The organism is Solidesulfovibrio carbinolicus (assembly GCF_004135975.1).
GTDB classification, from domain to species: Bacteria; Desulfobacterota; Desulfovibrionia; order Desulfovibrionales; family Desulfovibrionaceae; genus Solidesulfovibrio; species Solidesulfovibrio carbinolicus.
In genome coordinates, this window is record NZ_CP026538.1 from 218,274 (window position 1) to 236,507 (window position 18,234).

General features: G+C 66.6%; 18 protein-coding genes and 1 riboswitch. Of the genes, 5 read left to right on the forward strand and 13 right to left on the reverse strand.

The window, feature by feature from the left end:
- Window positions 1–163: 163 nt before the first annotated feature.
- Both C3Y92_RS00945 and C3Y92_RS21020 read right to left on the reverse strand, forming a co-directional pair.
- On the reverse strand, window positions 164–568 hold the full coding sequence (locus tag C3Y92_RS00945) for a hypothetical protein (RefSeq protein WP_129348619.1): 405 nt from the start codon (window positions 566–568) through the stop codon (window positions 164–166).
- Window positions 569–702: 134 nt separating this feature from the next.
- The gene (locus C3Y92_RS21020) at window positions 703–1,137 is read right to left on the reverse strand and encodes a hypothetical protein (RefSeq protein WP_165352038.1); all 435 of its coding nucleotides are present in this window, start codon (window positions 1,135–1,137) and stop codon (window positions 703–705) included.
- Between the two features lie 107 nt (window positions 1,138–1,244).
- Here C3Y92_RS21020 and C3Y92_RS00955 point away from each other — a divergent pair, with 107 nt between their 5' ends.
- The 4 genes from C3Y92_RS00955 to C3Y92_RS00970 all read left to right on the forward strand — a co-directional run bounded on the left by C3Y92_RS00955 (window position 1,245) and on the right by C3Y92_RS00970 (window position 5,899).
- Complete coding sequence (locus tag C3Y92_RS00955) at window positions 1,245–2,549, forward strand: GGDEF domain-containing protein (RefSeq protein ID WP_129348623.1); 1,305 nt, start codon at window positions 1,245–1,247, stop codon at window positions 2,547–2,549.
- A gap of 2 nt (window positions 2,550–2,551) precedes the next feature.
- Complete coding sequence (ahbA, locus tag C3Y92_RS00960; protein ID WP_129348625.1) at window positions 2,552–3,001, forward strand: siroheme decarboxylase subunit alpha; 450 nt, start codon at window positions 2,552–2,554, stop codon at window positions 2,999–3,001.
- 93 nt (window positions 3,002–3,094) lie between these two features.
- On the forward strand, window positions 3,095–3,535 hold the full coding sequence (trxC, locus tag C3Y92_RS00965) for a thioredoxin TrxC (RefSeq protein WP_129348627.1): 441 nt from the start codon (window positions 3,095–3,097) through the stop codon (window positions 3,533–3,535).
- Window positions 3,536–3,997: 462 nt separating this feature from the next.
- The gene (locus C3Y92_RS00970) at window positions 3,998–5,899 is read left to right on the forward strand and encodes a methyl-accepting chemotaxis protein (RefSeq protein WP_129348629.1); all 1,902 of its coding nucleotides are present in this window, start codon (window positions 3,998–4,000) and stop codon (window positions 5,897–5,899) included.
- 244 nt (window positions 5,900–6,143) lie between these two features.
- Here the strand turns inward: C3Y92_RS00970 and C3Y92_RS00975 are convergent, their stop codons facing one another.
- Entirely contained in the window at window positions 6,144–6,320 is a 177-nt protein-coding gene (locus tag C3Y92_RS00975; protein WP_129348631.1) for a FeoB-associated Cys-rich membrane protein, read from the reverse strand.
- A 266-nt stretch (window positions 6,321–6,586) separates the two neighbouring features.
- Between C3Y92_RS00975 and C3Y92_RS00980 the strand changes: the two genes are divergently transcribed.
- Window positions 6,587–7,456, forward strand: a complete 870-nt coding sequence (locus C3Y92_RS00980; RefSeq protein WP_129348633.1) for a universal stress protein — start codon at window positions 6,587–6,589, stop codon at window positions 7,454–7,456.
- 316 nt (window positions 7,457–7,772) lie between these two features.
- On the opposite strand, the gene C3Y92_RS00985 is transcribed toward C3Y92_RS00980, so the two are convergent.
- The 10 genes from C3Y92_RS00985 to C3Y92_RS01025 all read right to left on the reverse strand — a co-directional run bounded on the left by C3Y92_RS00985 (window position 7,773) and on the right by C3Y92_RS01025 (window position 18,116).
- Window positions 7,773–9,638 (reverse strand): carbamoyltransferase family protein, encoded by a 1,866-nt coding sequence (locus C3Y92_RS00985; RefSeq protein ID WP_129348635.1) that lies wholly within the window; start codon window positions 9,636–9,638, stop codon window positions 7,773–7,775.
- A gap of 184 nt (window positions 9,639–9,822) precedes the next feature.
- A complete protein-coding gene (locus C3Y92_RS21025; protein WP_006922045.1) occupies window positions 9,823–9,972 on the reverse strand; it encodes a DUF5989 family protein in 150 nt (49 codons plus the stop codon).
- Between the two features lie 63 nt (window positions 9,973–10,035).
- Window positions 10,036–10,452, reverse strand: coding sequence for an SxtJ family membrane protein (locus tag C3Y92_RS00990; RefSeq protein WP_129348637.1), 417 nt, complete (start codon window positions 10,450–10,452; stop codon window positions 10,036–10,038).
- A gap of 216 nt (window positions 10,453–10,668) precedes the next feature.
- Window positions 10,669–11,091 (reverse strand): alternative ribosome rescue aminoacyl-tRNA hydrolase ArfB, encoded by a 423-nt coding sequence (gene arfB, locus C3Y92_RS00995; RefSeq protein WP_129348639.1) that lies wholly within the window; start codon window positions 11,089–11,091, stop codon window positions 10,669–10,671.
- A 72-nt stretch (window positions 11,092–11,163) separates the two neighbouring features.
- The gene (locus tag C3Y92_RS01000) at window positions 11,164–11,862 is read right to left on the reverse strand and encodes an anaerobic ribonucleoside-triphosphate reductase activating protein (RefSeq protein WP_129348641.1); all 699 of its coding nucleotides are present in this window, start codon (window positions 11,860–11,862) and stop codon (window positions 11,164–11,166) included.
- A 159-nt stretch (window positions 11,863–12,021) separates the two neighbouring features.
- Window positions 12,022–14,211 (reverse strand): ribonucleoside triphosphate reductase, encoded by a 2,190-nt coding sequence (locus tag C3Y92_RS01005; RefSeq protein ID WP_129348643.1) that lies wholly within the window; start codon window positions 14,209–14,211, stop codon window positions 12,022–12,024.
- A 125-nt stretch (window positions 14,212–14,336) separates the two neighbouring features.
- A riboswitch (cobalamin riboswitch) is annotated at window positions 14,337–14,558 on the reverse strand.
- Window positions 14,559–14,833: 275 nt separating this feature from the next.
- A complete protein-coding gene (locus C3Y92_RS01010) occupies window positions 14,834–15,196 on the reverse strand; it encodes a NifB/NifX family molybdenum-iron cluster-binding protein (protein WP_129348645.1) in 363 nt (120 codons plus the stop codon).
- Window positions 15,197–15,428: 232 nt separating this feature from the next.
- Window positions 15,429–16,073: an HAD family hydrolase gene (locus C3Y92_RS01015; RefSeq protein ID WP_207214019.1), complete on the reverse strand. Its 645-nt coding sequence runs from the start codon at window positions 16,071–16,073 to the stop codon at window positions 15,429–15,431.
- A 72-nt stretch (window positions 16,074–16,145) separates the two neighbouring features.
- A complete protein-coding gene (locus C3Y92_RS01020) occupies window positions 16,146–16,808 on the reverse strand; it encodes a trimeric intracellular cation channel family protein (RefSeq protein ID WP_129348649.1) in 663 nt (220 codons plus the stop codon).
- Between the two features lie 84 nt (window positions 16,809–16,892).
- Entirely contained in the window at window positions 16,893–18,116 is a 1,224-nt protein-coding gene (locus C3Y92_RS01025; RefSeq protein ID WP_129348651.1) for a sodium:calcium antiporter, read from the reverse strand.
- Between the last annotated feature and the right edge of the window lie 118 nt (window positions 18,117–18,234).

Below are 18,234 nucleotides of genomic sequence, written 5' to 3' on the forward strand. Positions count from 1 at the left end.
AAATCCTGAAACGGGGACACGCCCGCGACACGCCGCAACGGTTCGCCGGTCGATTCGGCATGAAAAGGAGAGCGTGGCGGCTGGCCCACGGGCTTTATCAAACCCTCCTCTTCGGAACACGCGGCAAGCCGGCCCAGGCTGGACGAATCGGGCGGCCGGGGCGTTAATCCGGCAACATGCGGTGCAACGTGTCCCGGCCGCCGTAGCTGTGCCAGACCGCGCCGTCCTTGACCACATAACTGCTCGGTTCCGTGCCGCTGATGAGTTTATCCCCTTCGATGGTGAAAGCCATCCAGCCCTTGTGCTCCTCGCCGGACTTGCCGTCGCGCCAATCATAATACACGGCCCACTTGCCCTTTTTCTCCACCAGACAATATCGGTAGCTGTTGGGCCGGGTGTATTCCGAAGGCCGCGAGCGCATGAAGCAGCCCACGAGCACGGGGTTTGGCGGCGAGACCACATCGGCATAAACCGTGGGCGCGCCGGCCAGTTCCGGGCGCTGGGTTCCCTTGCCGGCGCAGCCGGCCAGGAGCAGTCCGACCAGAAGAAGCGGGATAAGACGCAACATGAACACTCCTTGTCTGGCGCGGACGCCGTGCCCTCGCCGTTTCGCCGCCAACCGGCGGCTCTTGCCCCGTCTCCGGCCGGCCATCGCCCCGCCTCGCGGCCAAGGCAGGGCGACGTCGCCCGGAAATGCGCCGTCTACCGGCCCGGCCGGCCCGGTCCAGGCCCCATGCCCGGACCCATGCCAGGCCCCAAGGGACGCGGCCCCGGCCCCACCGGGCCGATGGGGCCAATGGGACCAATGCCCGGCCCGGGACGCGGCCCGGGGCCAAACCCCGGCCCGGGCAGAGGAACCGGCGGCGGCCCCACCGGACGCGGGCCATAGCCCGGTCCCGGACCGACGATAAACGGCCAGGGATTGATGACGATGCCCGGCCCCGGCACGACGGCCGGCGGCGGATACGGATAATAGGGAGCAGGGGGATAGGGAGGATAGCCGGGATAGGGCGGATAGTAGCCTGGGGGATAGACCACCACCGGCGGCGGTTGGGCCGCGGCCTCGCGGACCGCCAAACCGAGAGCCAGGCAACAGCACAGGGCGGCAAACGCCAGAATGGCTCGATGACCGCGCATGGTTCGCCTCCTTGCCGGACATTGCCGACCATGCCACTGTGTCCCATTCCCGCAGCGATGACAAGGGGCGTAATTCATCATATGGTTTCATGACGGAGGCCCGGCCCATGCCGCATCATCCCAGTCCGCCAAGCGCTCCTTCCCGCCGTCTCACGGCCCTGGTGGCCGAGGCCGATCCGGCCGTGGCCGCGCTTTTGGCCGAGGCCCTTGGCCCCAGGTCCGCCCTGGTCACGGCCCGGACCCTGGCCGAGGCCAAAGCCGCCCTGGCCCTGGGCCGGCCCGATCTGGCCGTGGTGTCCGCGCGGCTGCCAGACGGCCCCACGGCCCCGCTTTTGGCCTCCCTGGTGGGCGGCGAGAGCCCTCCGTCCGTGTTCCTGGCCGGCACGCCCGGAGACATCGCGGCGGTCCTGGCCGCCGTGGCCCTGCCCGGGCTGCGCCTGCTCCCCCTGCCGCTGTCGCCGGGACTGGCCGAGGCCGCCCTGGACGAAGCCGCCGCCGACATCGCTGCCCGCCGCCACGCCGAGGACGGCTGGCGTCTGGCCAAGCGGCTTTTGGACGAAATCCCCCATCTTTCGGCCATTTTCGCCGGCGGCGAACTCCTTGGCCTCAACCGGGCCTTCCTGCGCTTTCTCGGCGTGGGGAGCCTTGGCGAATTCAAGGCCAAGGGGACGCCCCTGGAACGTTTCCTGGCCGAGCCGCCGGCCGAAGGCCTGGCCGCCTGGGCCGGCCGTCTGCCCGACGACGCCCTGGACCGCGACCACCGTCTGCATCTGGTGCATCCCGACCGGCCCGACGCCGCGCCCCACGTCTTTCAGGCGGCCGTCAGCCGCCTGCCCGGACGCAGCCGATGCCTGCTCATGCTGGCCGACGTCACCGAACTGGAGCTGGAACGCCGGGAACTGCTCGACCTGGCCAACCGCGATCCCCTGACCCGCACCCTTAACCGGCGCAAGCTCGGCGACGTCCTGGAGGCCGAGACCGCCCGGGCCGCCCGCTACGCCACGCCGTTCTCCCTGGCCCTGCTGGACATCGACCACTTCAAGCACATAAACGATAGCCACGGCCACGACGCCGGCGACGCCGTGCTGGTGGAGCTGGCCCGGCGTCTCACGGCCAGCCTGCGTCAGGTGGACCGGCTGGCCCGGTTTGGCGGCGAGGAATTCGTGGTGGCCGCGCCGGGCATCGATCTGGCCGGCGCGGCCGAGCTGGCCGAGCGCCTGCGCCGGGCCGTGGCCGACGAACCCTTTGCCGGGGTCGGCCGGGTGACGGCCAGCTTCGGCCTGGCCGCCTGGCGGCCGGGCGACAGCCCCGAGGATCTGCTCAAACGCGCCGACGCGGCCCTGTACCGGGCCAAGGACGGCGGACGCAACCGGGTGGAGCGCGAAGCGCCCCCGCAAACCGAAGTACGGTAACCATGGACGCCACCGACAAGCGCATTCTCGACCTCATCCAGACCGGATTCCCCATTGCCCCGCGCCCCTATGCCGCCATCGGCGAGCAGGTGGGCCTGACCGAAGCCGAAGCCCTGGCCCGGGTGCGGGCCCTGCGGGCCTCGGGCATCATCCGCCGCATCGGGGCCAACTTCCAGTCGGCGAAAATCGGCTTCAAATCCACCCTGTGCGCCGCCGCCGTGCCCGAGGACAAGTTCGAGGCCTTCACCAAGGCCGTCAACGAACACCCCGGCGTCACCCACAACTACCTGCGCGCCCATGGCTACAACATCTGGTTCACCATGATCGGCCCTTCCCGGGAAGCCATCCGCCAGGACCTGGCCGCCATCACCGAACAAACCGGCGTGGCCATCCTCAATCTGCCCGCCGACCGGCTGTTCAAGATCCGCGTGGACTTCGCCATGAGCGATTAGGCCGCCGAGCCTCTTGCTAACGCTTTCGGCCGCATTATTTGTCTGGTTGGACGCGGGCTTAAGCCAACACCCAAGCCCCTGCCGGAGGACGCCATGTCTGAAGCCGACGCCATCCACGCCGTGTGCCCGGCCTGCCGGGCCGTCAATCGGGTGCAGACCGGCCGCCTGGACAGCGGGCCGGTATGCGGCAAATGCCGCGCGCCCATCCTGTCCCCCCATCCCGTGACCCTGACTTCGGCCAACTTCGACGTGTTCCTGGCCAAGTCCGATCTACCGGTGGTGGTGGATTTCTGGGCCCCCTGGTGCGGCCCCTGCCGGGGCATGGCTCCGGCCTTCGACCAGGCCGCGGCCATGCTCCACCCCCGGGTGATCCTGGCCAAGTGCGACACCGAGGCCGAGACGGCCATTGCTTCCCGGATGCGCATCCAGGGCGTGCCGACCCTGGCCCTGTTCCAGGGCGGCCGCGAAAAAGCCCGGATCTCTGGAGCGCGAAGCGCCGCCGACATCGTCTCCTGGGTCCGCCACAACGCCTGAGCCTGCGCGCCGCCGGCCCTGCCCCGGGCCGGCCGGCGGCGTGTGCGTTTTTTACCGCCTGCTAGGCCTGGGCCTTGGGTCCCGCCTGCGGGAAAAGGCGTTTTGCAGACCAACGACCTGGCCCGACCAGCCGTCAGGACGATTTCCCCCCATCCCCCTTGCCCGCGACTCAGGCTTTCCCGCCAAAGACCGCCTGTTGCCGTGGGTTTCGCCCTGGTTTCGCCGTTTGTCCGCGGGCTTCAGGAACACGGCTTCCCCACGGCGGATTGTGCCCCAGCCAGGCCGTGGCTTTCGCACCGGAACGAAGCACAAAATTCTCGCCGTCATCACCGGATAGGGCTTGGATAAGATGCACGTTTCTTATAGCAGTTATGAAACAGTTTCTTTTCTTGTTCACTCGATTCTGTCCCGAAACGCTCATGGCTCCCAGAGCCGGTCCGTAAGCAGCGCAAAGGAGGCGGCATGTTTAAAAACGTCAGAGTGGGCTACAAGTTAGGCGGCGGTTTTGCCCTGGTCATCGCCATTTTCATCGCCCTGGCCCTGCAACAAGCCCTGACCATGGAACACCTGGGCGTGATCCAGGACGAGGGCGCGCGACGCTCCAAAGACAGCCAGGCCATCATGGACGTGTCCCTGCGGGTGAGCAATTTCTACTCGGTCATCGGCGATGCCCAGATCAACCGCAATTTGGCTGAAACTCACAAGCATCTCACTAGGGTCCGGGAACAAAGCAAGGCTGATATTCGAACCGTCCTGGCTTCGGTCGACACGGCCGAGGAACGGGAGCTTGCGAGCCAGTTCTCGGACAGCTACAAAGAATATATTGATATTTTGGATAAAAAAATGCTGCCGCGACTGGAAGCCATTGCACAGGCCCAGGTCAAGCACGAATCTGTTGAAAGCCTGGAAGCCGAAGTGCGCGAGCTTGACCACCAGGCCGACGAGCTGCGCGAGGCCACCCTCAAGCCCTTGGCCGGCATCGCCGAAGCCCTGGCCAAGGAAAATCTGGCCGGCGACGCGGCCTTTGACGCCGAACGCGCCATGGCCACCCGCGTGCTGATCGGCCTGACCGCCCTGGGGACCGTGCTTGCGCTCATCGTCTCCGTGCTGACCGCCCGGGGCATCACCAAGCCCCTGGCCGCCGGCATCGCCTATGCCCAGGCCCTGGCCCAGGGCGATCTGGAACAAAGCCTGGAGGTGCGCCAGCGCGACGAGCTGGGCCGGCTGGCCGATGCCCTGCGGCTGGTGGCCGACTCCGAACGGCAAGTGGCCGAACAGGCCGGCCATATGGCCCGGGGCGACCTCTCGGCTGATCTTTCCCCGCGCGGGCCCAAGGACAGCCTGCTCATCTCCATGGCCAAACTGGCCGCCTCGGAACGGGAAGTGGCCGAACAGGCCGGCCGCATCGCCGACGGCGACCTGCGGGTGGCCGTGGCCAAGCGTTCGGAGAACGACGTCCTGCTTGAAGCCTTCGGCAAAATGATCGACGCCCTGACCGGCATCGCCCTGGACCTCCAAGCCGGGGCCGACAACGTGGCCGCCGGCAGCGAGGAACTCTCGGCCTCGGCCGAGGCCATCTCCCAAGGGGCCACCGAACAGGCCGCCGCCGTGGAACAGTCGTCTTCGTCCATGGAGGAAATGAGCGCCGGCATCCAGCAAAACGCCGATAACGCCCGGCAGACCGAAGCCATCGCCGCCGCCGCCGCCCGGGACGCCAAGGCCTCGGGCGAGGCCATGACCCAGACCATGGCCGCCATGAAGGAGATCGCCGGCAAGATCAACATCATCGAGGAAATAGCCCGGCAAACCGACTTGCTCGCCTTAAACGCCGCCGTGGAAGCGGCCCGGGCCGGCGAGCATGGGCGCGGCTTCGCCGTGGTGGCCTCGGAGGTGCGCAAGCTGGCCGAACGCAGCCAGCAGGCCGCCTCGGAAATCACCAATCTGGCCAAGGACAGCACCGAGGTGGCCGTGGCCGCCAACGGCCTTTTAGCCCAGCTCGTGCCCAACATCCAACGCACCGCCGATCTGGTCCAGGAAATCAGCGCCGCCAGCCAGGAGCAAAGTTCCGGCGTGGTGCAGATCAACAAAGCCTTGCAGCAGCTCGACCAGACCGTGCAGCAAAACGCCAGCGCCTCCGAGGAACTGGCCTCCACCGCCGAGGAGCTTTCCGGCCAGGCCGAACAGCTCCGGGCCACCATCGCCTTTTTCCAGATCGACCTGCCCCGGCATGCTCCGCCCGCGTCGTCGCGCCGGGCCATGCCGGGCCGGGGCAAGCCTGCCCTGGCTCCGGGCAAGAAAGCCACCCAGGGCGCGCGCATCGAACTGGCCGACAAGGGCCAGGACAGCGATTTCGAGAGCTTCTAAACGCGCGGCCCGGCCTGACGTAACCTCAGGCCGGGCCGTAACAGACGACGGGGAGGACCGCCGCGCCTCTGGCACGCCGAAACGGGCCAAACGGGAAGAGAGGGGCCTTTTGTCCCGGACTCGGCCAAGAGGCCAGACTCACCGGGGCAGCCTTCGGATTGGCGATCAGGAGGCGGCATCAGGCAAGAGCCGAACGCTTCAGGCCTCCTTCCCTGTCAAAAAGGGGGCTATCCTCGGGCGCAACCTACAACCGTTTGCCCGGCTCGCAGCACGACGGCTTGTCCGGCCCCGACCCGCCGCCGCAGGAACCGTTGCCGCCGGAACAGCCGCAACCGCACGAACCGCCCTTTTTCCCGAAAAACTTCCGCACCACGTACCAGGCCGCCACGGCCACGATCACGACAACAATCAGCGTATCCATCAGCCTTCTCCTTGAAGTTGATAATCAACCTCGAAGAGTAGAATATCCCCTTTTCAAGCTGGCGCAAGATGTTTTATGCCATAAATCATAACCGCCCGTGTGTTTTGCACAAACCGGAACACTGGAAACGGCTTTCGGGACGGGAAGGCAACACGCCGCAATCATGACGGGATTCCATGAGCCGCTCGCCCTCGTCACCGTCGGCGGACGCCTCCGGCCGTTTTGGCGCAACCCGTATCCCACGATCCCGCCCAGGGGGGCAGGCCATGGACAAACATCTGCTGGTGACCGTCAGCGACGAGTACCACACGTCGCAAAGCCTGCGTTTCGTGCACCATTTCTTCACCAACCGCAGCGAACTCAAGCTGACGCTGTTCTATGTCGTGCCGCGAAAGCCCGATTGGCGACTTGACCCCATCGACCTCGAAGCCAATCCCGAGGCCATTGTGCACATCGAGCACGACAAGGCCGTCCACGGCGTGCCGGCCATGGCCAAGGCCAAGGAATGGCTGCGCTCCATGGGATTTGGCGATGATCAGGTGGCGGTGAAATTTTCCAACGGCAAGCTCGGCACGGTCAAGGAGATCGTGCGCGAATCCGAGGAAGGGCTCTACGACGCGGCCGTGCTCGGCCGGCGCGGCCTGTCCTGGTTCGAGGAGATGGTCACGGATTCCATCTCCCATCGCATTTTGTGGGAATCGCTGACCTTCCCCATCTGGATCTGCCGCAATCCGGAAAAAGGCCGCAAGAACGTGCTGGTGTGCGTGGACGGCTCCGAGGAGTGCATGCGCGTGGCCGACCACGCCGGCTTCATGGTCCGCAACGAACCCGACCACAACATCACCCTGCTCCATGTCTGCTCGGACGACCGCTGCATCGACGCCGAACAGATCTTCGGCCGCGCCCTGGCCGAGATCAAGGCTAACGGCGTGGACGACAGCCGCATTGCCATCAAGGTGATGACGTCGGCCAACCCGGCCCGCACCATTCTTGCCGAGGCAAACGAGGGCAAATACGCCGCCGTGGCCATCGGCCGCACCAGCCACAAGCCGTCGTCGCTGGAGCACATCTTCGCCACCACCAGCCTCAAGATCCTGCGCGGCATCGACCGCGCCGCCCTGTGGTTGTGCAAGTAGGCGCGTGAATGCGGGGGAGGAAACCCCTTTTTGCAAAAAGGGGTTTCCTCCCCCGCGCCCCCTCCTTCCCCAAAAACTTTCAACGGGGGGCATAACCAAAAAAAATGGCCCCGCTTCGGGGCCATTTTTGGCGAGTTGGCGGCTGGAATCAGGCTTGGTCTTGGGGCGGAAGCCGCCCCAAGACCAAGCCTGATTCCAGCCGCCCTATTCTTCCGCCCGCCGACGCGGCACCACCCGACCGACCGCGTCCAGCCAAGGGGTCCGGGGGGCTAAGCCCCCCGGCCGCCGGAGGCCTCTTTATCTCTTCGTCCTCGCCTTAATCCAGCTCGTATTCCCCGCGCCAGTCGCCGGATTCGGCGTATTCGGGCTGGTCGTCCTTGCCAAACAGGCAGTCGCCGACCACGAGGTAGTCCATTTCGGTGCGCATAAAGCAGCGGTAGGCGTCCTCGGGGGTGCAGACGATGGGTTCGCCGCGCACGTTGAAGCTGGTGTTGACCACCACCGGGCAGCCGTGGCGGTCGCGGAAGGTTTCGATGAGGCGGTGGTAGCGGGGGTTGGTGTCCTTGTGCACGGTCTGGATGCGGGCCGAGAAGTCCACGTGGGTGATGGCCGGCAGGGTCGAGCGGTTGACGTAGAGCCGGTCGAACATGGGCTTTTGCCAGTAGCCGTCAGGCAGGGGATGGCGCAGATTCTCCGCTATCGGGGCCACCAGCAGCATGTAGGGCGAGGGCCGGTCCTGGATGAAGCATTCGGACACGGCCTCGGCCAGCACCGACGGGGCAAAGGGCCGGAAACCTTCGCGGTATTTGATCTTGAGGTTGAGCTTTTTCTGCATTTCGGGATTGCGCGGATCGCCCAGGATGGAGCGGCCGCCAAGGGCCCGGGGGCCGTATTCCATGCGGCCCTGGAACCAGCCCACGACCTTGCCGTCGGCCAGCAGGTCGGCCACCCGGACGCACAGGGCGTCGAAATCCTCGTAGAGCGTGTGGGGCGCTTCGCGGCGGGCGGCCAGGCGTAGGGCGTCGGCCCGGGTGAACCGCGGCCCGAGGTAGGAGCCTTCCATGCGGTCGCGGCAGCCGGCCGGCAGCGGCGTGCGCTCGTGGCCGCCCTGGATGTGCCAGGCGGCCAGGGCCGCGCCGAGGGCTCCGCCGGCGTCGCCGGCGGCCGGCTGAATCCAGACGTCGTCGAAGATGTTCTCGCGCAGCAGCTTGCCGTTGGCCACGCAGTTGAGCGCCACGCCGCCGGCCATGACGAGGTTGGCGCAGCCGGTGAGCGTGCGGGCGGTTCTGGCCAGGCGCAGGACCACCTCTTCGGTGACCTGCTGGATGGCCAGGGCCATGTCCATGTGCTCCTGGCCGAGTTCGGTCTCGGCGGCCCGGCGAGGCAGGCCGAAAAGCGCCTCCCACTTGCGGTCGCGGCACATGGTCAGGCCGGTGGCGTAGTTGAAATAGGCCATGTTGAGGAGCAGGGAGCCGTCCTCGCGCAGATCCACCAGCTCGCCGAGAATCTTGGCCTTGTAGTCCTCGACCCGCTCCGAGCCTTCGATGCCGTAAGGGGCCAGGCCCATGAGCTTATATTCGCCGGAATTGACCTTGAAGCCGCAGTAGTAGGTGAAGGCGGAATAGAGCAGGCCCACGGAATGGGGGAAGTCGAGTTCGCGCAGGAAGGTGATGTCCTTGCCGCGCCCGACGCCGATGGTGGTGGTGGACCATTCGCCCACGCCGTCGATGGTGAGGATGGCGGCCTCGTCAAAGGGCGAGGGGTAGTAGGCCGAGGCGGCGTGGGAGAGGTGATGCTCGGGAAAAAGGATGCGCGGCTTGCCCGGACCGAGCTTGGCCAGCTCCTCGCGCAGCATCCTTTTCATGAACAGCTTTTCCTTGATCCACACCGGAATGGCCGAAAGAAAGCTGCGCAGGCCGCTTGGGGCAAAGCCGTGGTAGGTTTCGAGCAGGCGCTCGAACTTGAGATAGGGCTTGTCGTAAAAGGCCACGGCCGAGAGGTCGGCCAGTTCGATGCCGGCCTCGGCCAGCACGTAGCCGGCGGCTTGGCGCGGAAAATCCGCGTCGTGCTTCTTGCGGGTGAACCGCTCTTCGTGGGCGGCGGCGACCACCACGCCGTCGCGCAACAGCGCCGCGGCGGAGTCGTGGTAATAGGCGGATAAACCCAGGATGTATTCGGCCATGTGCTGTCCTGGCGGGGTTGCGTCCCCTGGGGCGGCCAGGCGGCCCAGGGGGATGGGAGTGACGCGGGGAAGGGCCGAGTGCGTCGGCGCGCGGCCCTTCCCGGGGCTATTGTCGCGTTATGGCAAAGCGCCTGGAGCGTTTTGCGGGCAGCCTGACGCCCCTGTTGTGGGCACGGGGTCGGTTCTAGAAAAGCGTATAGATGAACGGGGCCACGGCCGAGCCGCTGGTCAGGACCACCAGCACGCCAAAAAGCAGCAGCACCAGGATGATGGGCAGCAGCCAGAATTTTTTGCGCACACGCAAAAAGCCCCAGAGTTCACGCAGAAATTCCATATCGCCTCCAGGTGGACCCGCGCGGGGCGCGGGAGTGATGTCAAAGCGGCCTTCGGCCGATGGTTAAAACGGCTGTTCGACGTCGGCGGCCGTAAACGTATGGTCGCGGACCCTGAACACGGAGTCCGTGCCCTGCTTGAACTGGCGTACCTGCATGGGGTCCTTGCCGAGCAGGGAACGCAGCAGGCCCATGGGCGTGAGCACCACAAAAAACGTCAGGGTCAGGATCACCTTGGACATGACCGTGCCGAGCACGTGGGACAGGCCGAACCAGACCTTGGCCAGGGGTTTGAAAAAGGAAGGCCAGATCATGTCCAGCAGCAGGATGGCCGTGGCCATGGTCACATAGCGGATTTCCCGGGTGACGAAAAAGACGATGAGCGCGACCAGGGTCAGGGCCATGCCGGTGTCCCGGGCCTGGTCGCGGCTGGCGGACAGCCAAAAAGAGGATTTCTGGCGCTTGTGTTCCAGTGAGGACATGCGGGGGTGCTCCGGATCAGGCATTGGGCGGCGCTGCCGCCATGGCGGAAGTCTGGCTTCCCCTAGCCCAGGGCGCGGCCGGGCGTCAAGGCGCGGCTGCGGTTCTGGACAAGCGTCCTGGCGCGCTGCCGGAGGCGGCCTGGAGCATGGGCCGAGCCTACGGCGTCGCCAAGGCCGGCCGGCGCAAGTTTTCCGGCCGTTTTTGCGGCGGAGAGATCAGTCGCCAAAGTCCCGGCGCTGGCGTTTGCGTTCGCCCTGGCGTTTCTTGTCGTCCAGGCGGCGCAGTTTCGAGGCCAGGGTAGCCCGGGTCTTGCGGCGCGGCGGCCGGGGGGTCAGCGCCTCGCGCAGCAGCGCGGCGAAGCGTTCCAGGGCGATTTCCTTGTTGGCGAACTGGCTGCGGCTGGTCTGGGAGACCACGCGCAACACGCCGTCCTTGGCGATGCGGCCGGTAAGCGCCTCGCGGATACGCGCCTTGTCGGCGTCGGTGAGGCTTGGCGAAGCGTCGAGGTCAAAGAGCAGCGTCACCTTGGAGCTGGTGGTGTTGACGTGCTGGCCGCCGGGACCGCCGCTGCGGGCGGCGATAAAATCAATCTCCGCCAGGGGGATGCTCACCCTGGAACTAATAAACAAACTGTCCATACGATCATCCGCCTCCCTATGTGGGGGGGCTGGGGGCCTCAGGCCCCCAGCCGCCGGAGGCATCCCCCTCTCCTAAACTCTCGTCGTTATAATCAAACGCGGCGCGGCGGCCTGGAGGCGGGCGACGAGGTCGGGGGGGAACACGGCCGGTCCGGCGGCGGCCAGATCGGCGTCGGCGCAGCCGTCGGGGCGGAAGGCCTGGATGACCCAGCGGCCGGCGTCGGCGGCGGCCAGCTCTCCGGCCAGGGCGGTCAACTCGTCTTCGGCCAATAGCCCGGGATGCCAGGTGGTGCGGGTCTCGAAGGGCACGCGGCTTTTGAGGATAAGGGCCAGGCTTGCAAAGGCGGCCTCGCCGCCGCCGGCTACTCCGGCGATGCGGTCGTAGGCGGCGCGGGGGGCTTTGATGTCCAGGCCCACCCAGTCGCACAGGGGCAGCACGGCGGAAAGCGCCTTGGGGAACATGCCGGTGGTGTGCAGGCCGGTGTGGAAGCCCATGGCGCGCACGGCGGCCAGCATTTCGGGCAGCCCGTCCTGGAGCGTGGGTTCGCCGCCGGAGAAGACGACGGCGTCGAGCAGGCCCTTGCGGCCTTCGAGCCAGGCCAGCACCGAGGCGCTGTCGTGCTCCACGGCGTCGGTGATTTCGCGCAGCGGTTCGTTGTGGCAGTAGGGGCAGCCCCAGGGGCAGCCCTGGCAGTAGATGACCGCGGCCAGGGCGTCGGGAAAGTCGAGGGTGGAGAGCGGCGTGACACCGCCGATGATAAGACCGTTCATGTCGCGTCCCTTAGCCCTCTCGGCGGCGGCGCGCAAGGCCGCCCAACGCCAACGGCGCGGCCGTGGCCCATCGCCACGACCGCGCCGTCCTGTGATCCCCCGTATCGGGAGGGTCCGGGAGGGGGTGACCCCCTCCCGGCCGCCGGAGGCATATTCTCTTTAGTTATCCATCGGTTCCTTAAAACACACCCGCTCGTCGTACTCGCCCTGCTTGCCGACGTTGAACGCCGACTTGGGCCGGTAGTAGCCCATGACGCGGGTCCAGATTTCGCAGGCCTGGGTGCGGCCTTCGGCGGCGCAGGTCGGGCAGGTCTCGTGTTCGCCGGTCAGGTAGCCGTGGACGTCGCAGATGGAAAACGTCGGCGTCACGGTGACGTAGGGCAGGGCGAAGCCGGACAGCGACCGCTTGACGAGCTTTTTGCAGGCCTCGGCGCTGGTGACGCGTTCGCCGAGGTAGAGGTGGAGCACCGTGCCGCCGGTGTATTTGCGCTGGAGCTCTTCCTGGCGCGAAAGGGCTTCGAAGGGATCGTCGGTGAAGCCCACGGGCAGCTGGGAGGAGTTGGTGTAGTAGGGCTTTTGCGCCGGGCCGGCCTGGAGGATGCGCGGGTAGCGCTTCTTGTCCTCGCGAGCGAAGCGGTAGGTGGTGCCTTCGGCCGGGGTGGCTTCGAGGTTGTAGAGGTGGCCGGTCTGCTCCTGGAACTCGGTCATGCGGGCGCGCACGTGGTCGAGCAGGCGCACGGCCATGGCGTGGCCGGCCTCGGTGGCGATATTCTCGGCATCGTTCGTGAAATTGCGGATCATTTCATTGATGCCGTTGACGCCAATGGTGGAGAAGTGGTTGCGCAGCGAGCCCAGGTAACGCTTGGTGTAGGGGAACAGCCCGGCGTCCATGCGGCGGGTGATCTCCTTGCGCTTGATCTCAAGGGTGGTGCGGGCAATTTCCAGCAGCGCGTCGAGGCGGGCGAGAAGGCCGGCTTCGTCGCCGCGATGGGTGTGGCCCAGGCGGGCGCAGTTGATGGTGACCACGCCGACGGACCCGGTCTGCTCGGCGCTGCCGAAAAGGCCGTTGCCGCGCTTGAGCAGCTCGCGCAGGTCGAGCTGGAGCCGGCAGCACATGGAGCGCACCATGCCCGGGGTGAGGTCGGAATTGAGGAAGTTTTGGAAGTAGGGCAGCCCGTACTTGGCCGTCATCTCGAACAGGATGTCCACATTGGGCGATTCCCAGGGGAAATCCTTGGTGATGTTGTAGGTCGGGATGGGGAAGGTGAACACGCGGCCCTTGGCGTCGCCGGCGGTCATGACCTCGATGTAGGCCCGGTTGATCATGTCCATTTCGGTTTGGAGCTCGCCGTAGGTAAAGGCCATCTCCTCGCCGCCGATGACCGGATGGTCGCCGGCCAGATCCTCGGGGCAGGTCCAGTCGAAGGTGAGGTTGGTAAACGGCGTCTGGGTGCCCCAGCGCGACGGGACATTGAGGTTATAGATCAACTCCTGGATGCACTGGCGCACTTCTTCGTAGCCCAGGTTGTCCTTGCGGATAAACGGGGCCATGTAGGTGTCGAACGAGGAAAAGGCCTGGGCGCCGGCCCATTCGTTTTGCAGCGTGCCGAGGAAATTGACGATCTGGCCCACGGCGCTGGAGAGGTGCTTGGGCGGCTTGGCTTCCACCTTGCCGGGCACGCCGTTAAGGCCTTCGCTTAAAAGCATCCGCAGGGACCAGCCGGCGCAGTAGCCGGACAGCATGTCGAGATCGTGGATATGGAGATCGCCGTCGCGGTGGGCCGCTCCGGCTTCGGGCGGGTAGACGTGGGAGAGCCAGTAGTTGGCCACGACCTTGCCCGAGACGTTCAGGATAAGCCCGCCCAGGGAATAGCCCTGGTTGGCGTTGGCGGCCACGCGCCAGTCCTGGCGGTCGAGATATTCGTTGATGGAAGCGGCCACGTCCACCACGGTCTTCTTGTCTTCGCGAAGGCGGGCGCGCTGTTCGCGGTAGACGGAGTAGGCGCGAAGGGTGCGGAAATGGTTGGCCGAGACGAAAGCCTGCTCGACGATGTCCTGGATGCGTTCGATGTCCGGGATCTGGCCGATGAAGCGGTGGGAGAGGACCTTGACCACCTGGGCGGTCAGCAGCCAGGCCTCGTCCTCGCCGAATTCGCCGGTGGCGGCGCCGGCGCGACGGATGGCGGACAGGATCTTGTCGGCGTCAAAGGTGACGATCTGGCCGTCGCGCTTGCGGATGCGCGAGGGGATGGCGGCCACCACGGGCTGGTCGACGGCGGCGTCGACGGCGTCGTGGCGGTCGGAGGTGGGGGTAAGGGCCAAATTGCCGTGTTCCATCGGCTCGGACATGCGTTTCTCCCTGGGCGGACTGTCGTCGGGCAGGGGAGGGGCGACGGCGGCCGAAAAACGCATGGCGCGAAACGGCAGGCCGGGCAGCCCTCCCGCGAGGCTCCCTGGTTCATGCGCCGGACGGATGCGTCCGGCGGGCGTCGGCAGGTGTTCGGACTTGCGAACGCGTCGGCCCGGTGTGGGCCGGTTTCCTAGTTCCCGCGGCTTCCCGGGCTCTTGCCCAGTGCTTGGTTGCGGGGTTCGTTTTCGCTTACCGCTGCGGGGCAGTTCCGGACTTGCACCGGATTCCCTCTTACGGCTGCCCGCCGCCGCCTGGGGCGGGGCGGACCAACGCCAACGTCGCAGCATATATGCGAGGATGCGGCCAAAGAGTCAATCGAGGCAAAAAACGGCGCGATGTTGGCGGGTTGGGGTGATTATGCACCGGATGCGGCGGTTTGGGCGGGCGGCGCGAGGTCGCTATGGCGTTTATTTTATTGTCTTTTATGAATGGGCGGGCGGACGTGGGGAGGCGGAAAAAATTACAGCCGCAGTTGTTCCGCCTCGGGACAACGGCAAAGCCCGGGACCATGCCGTGGTCCCGGGCTTTGTCGCGTGTCAGCCTAGCCTCTCGGCCAGCCGCCTAATGCAAACAGGTATGCCCGTGGGCCGTGCACAGTTCGTCGCGGTCCTTGAGCATGCCGGCGAGAAACGCCGCCGCCGCTTCGTGGACCGGGCCGGACGCGCCGCGCACCACGGTCATGCCGGACTGGCGCAGCTTGTTGACCGCGCCCTGGCCCATGTTGCCGGCAATGAGCACCGTGACGCCCATGGCGAGCAGGTCGTTGACCAGATTGGACTTGCAGCCGCACTCGGCCGGCGGGGAAAAGGTCTCCTCGGCGACGACGCTCTTGTCCGGGCCGATGGTCAGCACCGTGAAATAGCCGCAGTGGCCGAAATGCTCGTCCACCTGCCCGTCGCGGGAGGGAATGGCGATCTTGGTCATGTTCGTGACTCCTTGAGACTGCCGGCGCGTGGCCGGACAATTTACCCCCGCCTCGTACCGGAATTGGGACGGCCTGGGAAGCCCCGGCCGGGCCGGGCGATGAGCCGGCCTGGACCGGCATGGGCTTGATGGACCGTCTTCGGGTCAGGCCGGGGCGATAACGCGTGACCTCGCGCCGAGGGCGTCAGCGACCAAACGGCCGGCGGCCATGCCGAAAAATAGCCGCCGCGCCTCAGCCATCGCTGCCGAGGCATACGGCGGCGAAACCGCCCAGAGCCTCCAGCTCTCGGGCCGTGGACGCGGCGTCGCGGTGGACCACGCCGCGAACCCCCAGGGTCGCGGCCACTTCCACGAAAAGCGCCCGGTCGTCGATGTAGACCGCGTCAGCCGGGTCGCATTGGGCCACGTCCAGGGCCAGGCGGAAAATGCCGGCGTCGGGCTTGCGCATGCCCACGAAGCACGAGGACACGAAGGCGTCGACAAAACAGCCCAGGCCGAAGGCCCGGATGCGGTACTCGTTGAGTTCGCGGCCCTCGTTGTTGACGACCACGATGCGGATGCCGTGCCGGGCCTTGAGTCCGCGCACATAGGCCAGCATGTCGGACAGGGGCGCGCTGCGCGACAGCATGAAATCCCGGAAGGTCGCCTTGTCAAAGGAACGCGGCGCGTAAAACACCGTGCGGTCGAGATACTCGTCCAGGGAGAGCTTGCCCTCTTCGTAGGCGTCGAAGGTGAGATGGTGGCGTTCGTCGGTTTCGGCGGCGTCCAGGCCGAAGCGCTTGGCTGCCTCGGCCCGGGCCTGCCGGTCCCAGCCGTTGGTGAGCATGACGCCGCCGACGTCGCACAAAAGCGTGGTGATGGGTCGCTTCACGGACATTCCCCCTGGCTTGCGGATGGGGCCGCCGGTTGCGGACCCTCATCCTTTATAGACGCGGCCGGGGAGGCGGCGTCAAGCCACAGGCGGATTGCGGCGGCGAAACAGGCCATGGTCGCGCACGGGGACGGTGCGCCAGTTGCGGGTGATGGCCAGCACACGAAGAAGAAAGGTAAAGGCGATGGTGACAAAGGCCGAGGTCAGCGGCGGCAGGCCGAAGGTCTGGCGCAGGAAGGGGTAGGTCAGACAGCCCAGCAGGGCGGCCAGGCCGTAGAACTGGCCCGGGCGAAACACCATGGGCTCCTCGCGCATGAGCACGTCGCGCAGGATGCCGCCGCCGCAGGCGTTGACCGTGCCGACCAGCACGGCCGGGGCGAAATCCAGGCCAAAGGCCAGGGATTTCTCCATGCCGACCACGGCGTAGGCTCCCAGGGCGGCGGCATCCACCAGGGCCACGAAACGCTCGGACAACACGGCCCGGCGGCCGAAGATGAGGCAGGCCAGGGCAGCGCCGGCCACGGCGTAGAGATAGTCCTGGTTGCGCACCACGGCCGGCACGCCGGCCTGGAGGAAGATGCCGTCGCGTATAAGCGCCCCGCCCACGCCTGTGGCAAAGGACAGGCCGAGCAGGCCGACGAGGTCGAACTCGCGGCGGATGGCCTCGATGGCCCCGGTGGCGGCCATGAGGAACACGGCGAACAGGTCGAGGTAGATGGGCAGGGCAAACGTCTGGTCCATGGCGGCGGACCTCCTGGCGGCGGTTCCCGCCCCGGAGGGCTGCTCCGGGGCGGGCGGGTTCCATAGGGCCGGGCCGGCCCGGCGTCAAGAGGCGCTGTGGCGCGCGGGGCGGACAAGGGCCAGCAGGTGGCGGCCGGTGCGTGGCAGCATGAGGGCGAAGACCCCGATATACAGGAAGGTGAAGAGGAAGTGTACCTCGTTGCCGTCGAGGTGGCCCGGGAAGAGGTTCCAGAAAGCCTCCGGCACGGCCGGGGCCAGGAACTGGCCGAGGAACAGGCCAAACAGCAGCAGCGCGCCCCGGATGTCCAGGCGCAGGCCGGCGAGCAGGCCCACGGCCAGAAGCGACTGGGCGGCGGTCAGCATGATCTCGTGCATCTGCACGCCGTCCAGGGGAATGGGCACGGCAAAGCTGCCCGAAGACACGCCGTAGACGCCGGGGATCATGCCGACCAAGAGCGTCCATTGGTTGAGCTTGGAGGAAATAAGGCTCCCCAGGGCCAGCCCGCCCATGCCGCGCAGGGCGAACATGACCGAGACGATGACTTCCGGGGCTTCCGAGGCGATGGGGGCCAGCCACTGGACGAGCAAAAATTCGTTGACCCCGAAGATGCGGCCGGTGGCGACGAGGCCCTCGCTGAAGGCCTCGGCATTGGCCACGATGACGCCGGCGGCGAAAAGAAACAGGCCGAGCGTCGAAAGGCGGCGAAGGCCCTTGGGCAGCGCGCCGATGACGCAGGCCACGCCTTCAAGCTCGGGTTCCTCGCATTCGCGCCGGGCGGCGATGGCGATGTAGACGACGTAGAGGCCAATAAGCACCGCGCCGTCCACCCAGGTCAGCGACCCGGACAGGGGTATGGAGATGGCGTAGGCCGTGGCCAGACCGAGGAACAGGACTTCGGTGCGACGCTCACCCTCCAGGATGATGGGTTTTTTGGTGCGCCACCAGACCAGGAAGGCGACCAGGGTCCAGGCCACGCCGATCAGGAGCCGGTTGGCCCCGGTCATGTTGGCGATGGCGAAGTGGGCATAGTCGGATTCCGGGTGTTTGCCGGCCATCCAGGTGAAGTACATGTCCACGGCGTATTCGGGCAAAACGGCGATGAGCGCGACCACGGCCAGGGCCAGGGCTTGGGGAATGTCGTTTTGGGCCACGTCGCAGGCCCATAGGAGCAGAAACGACGCGCCCAAGATGGCCGCGCCGGCGATGGCGGCGGTGGCCGGCGGCGAGGGGTGGACGGAAAAGAGGAAGCAGAACAGCCCTGGCAGGGTGGCGGCCACGGCAATGTAGAGAGGAAGCAGTTTTTTCATGGAATCTCCTCGGTGTTGACGCGGCCAAAAAAAAGACCTTGGCACGCGTAGGCATGCCAAAGGTCTCGCCGATCGGTTCCGAGGGACCGACGGCAGGGCCAGGCGGCTGACGTGCCGC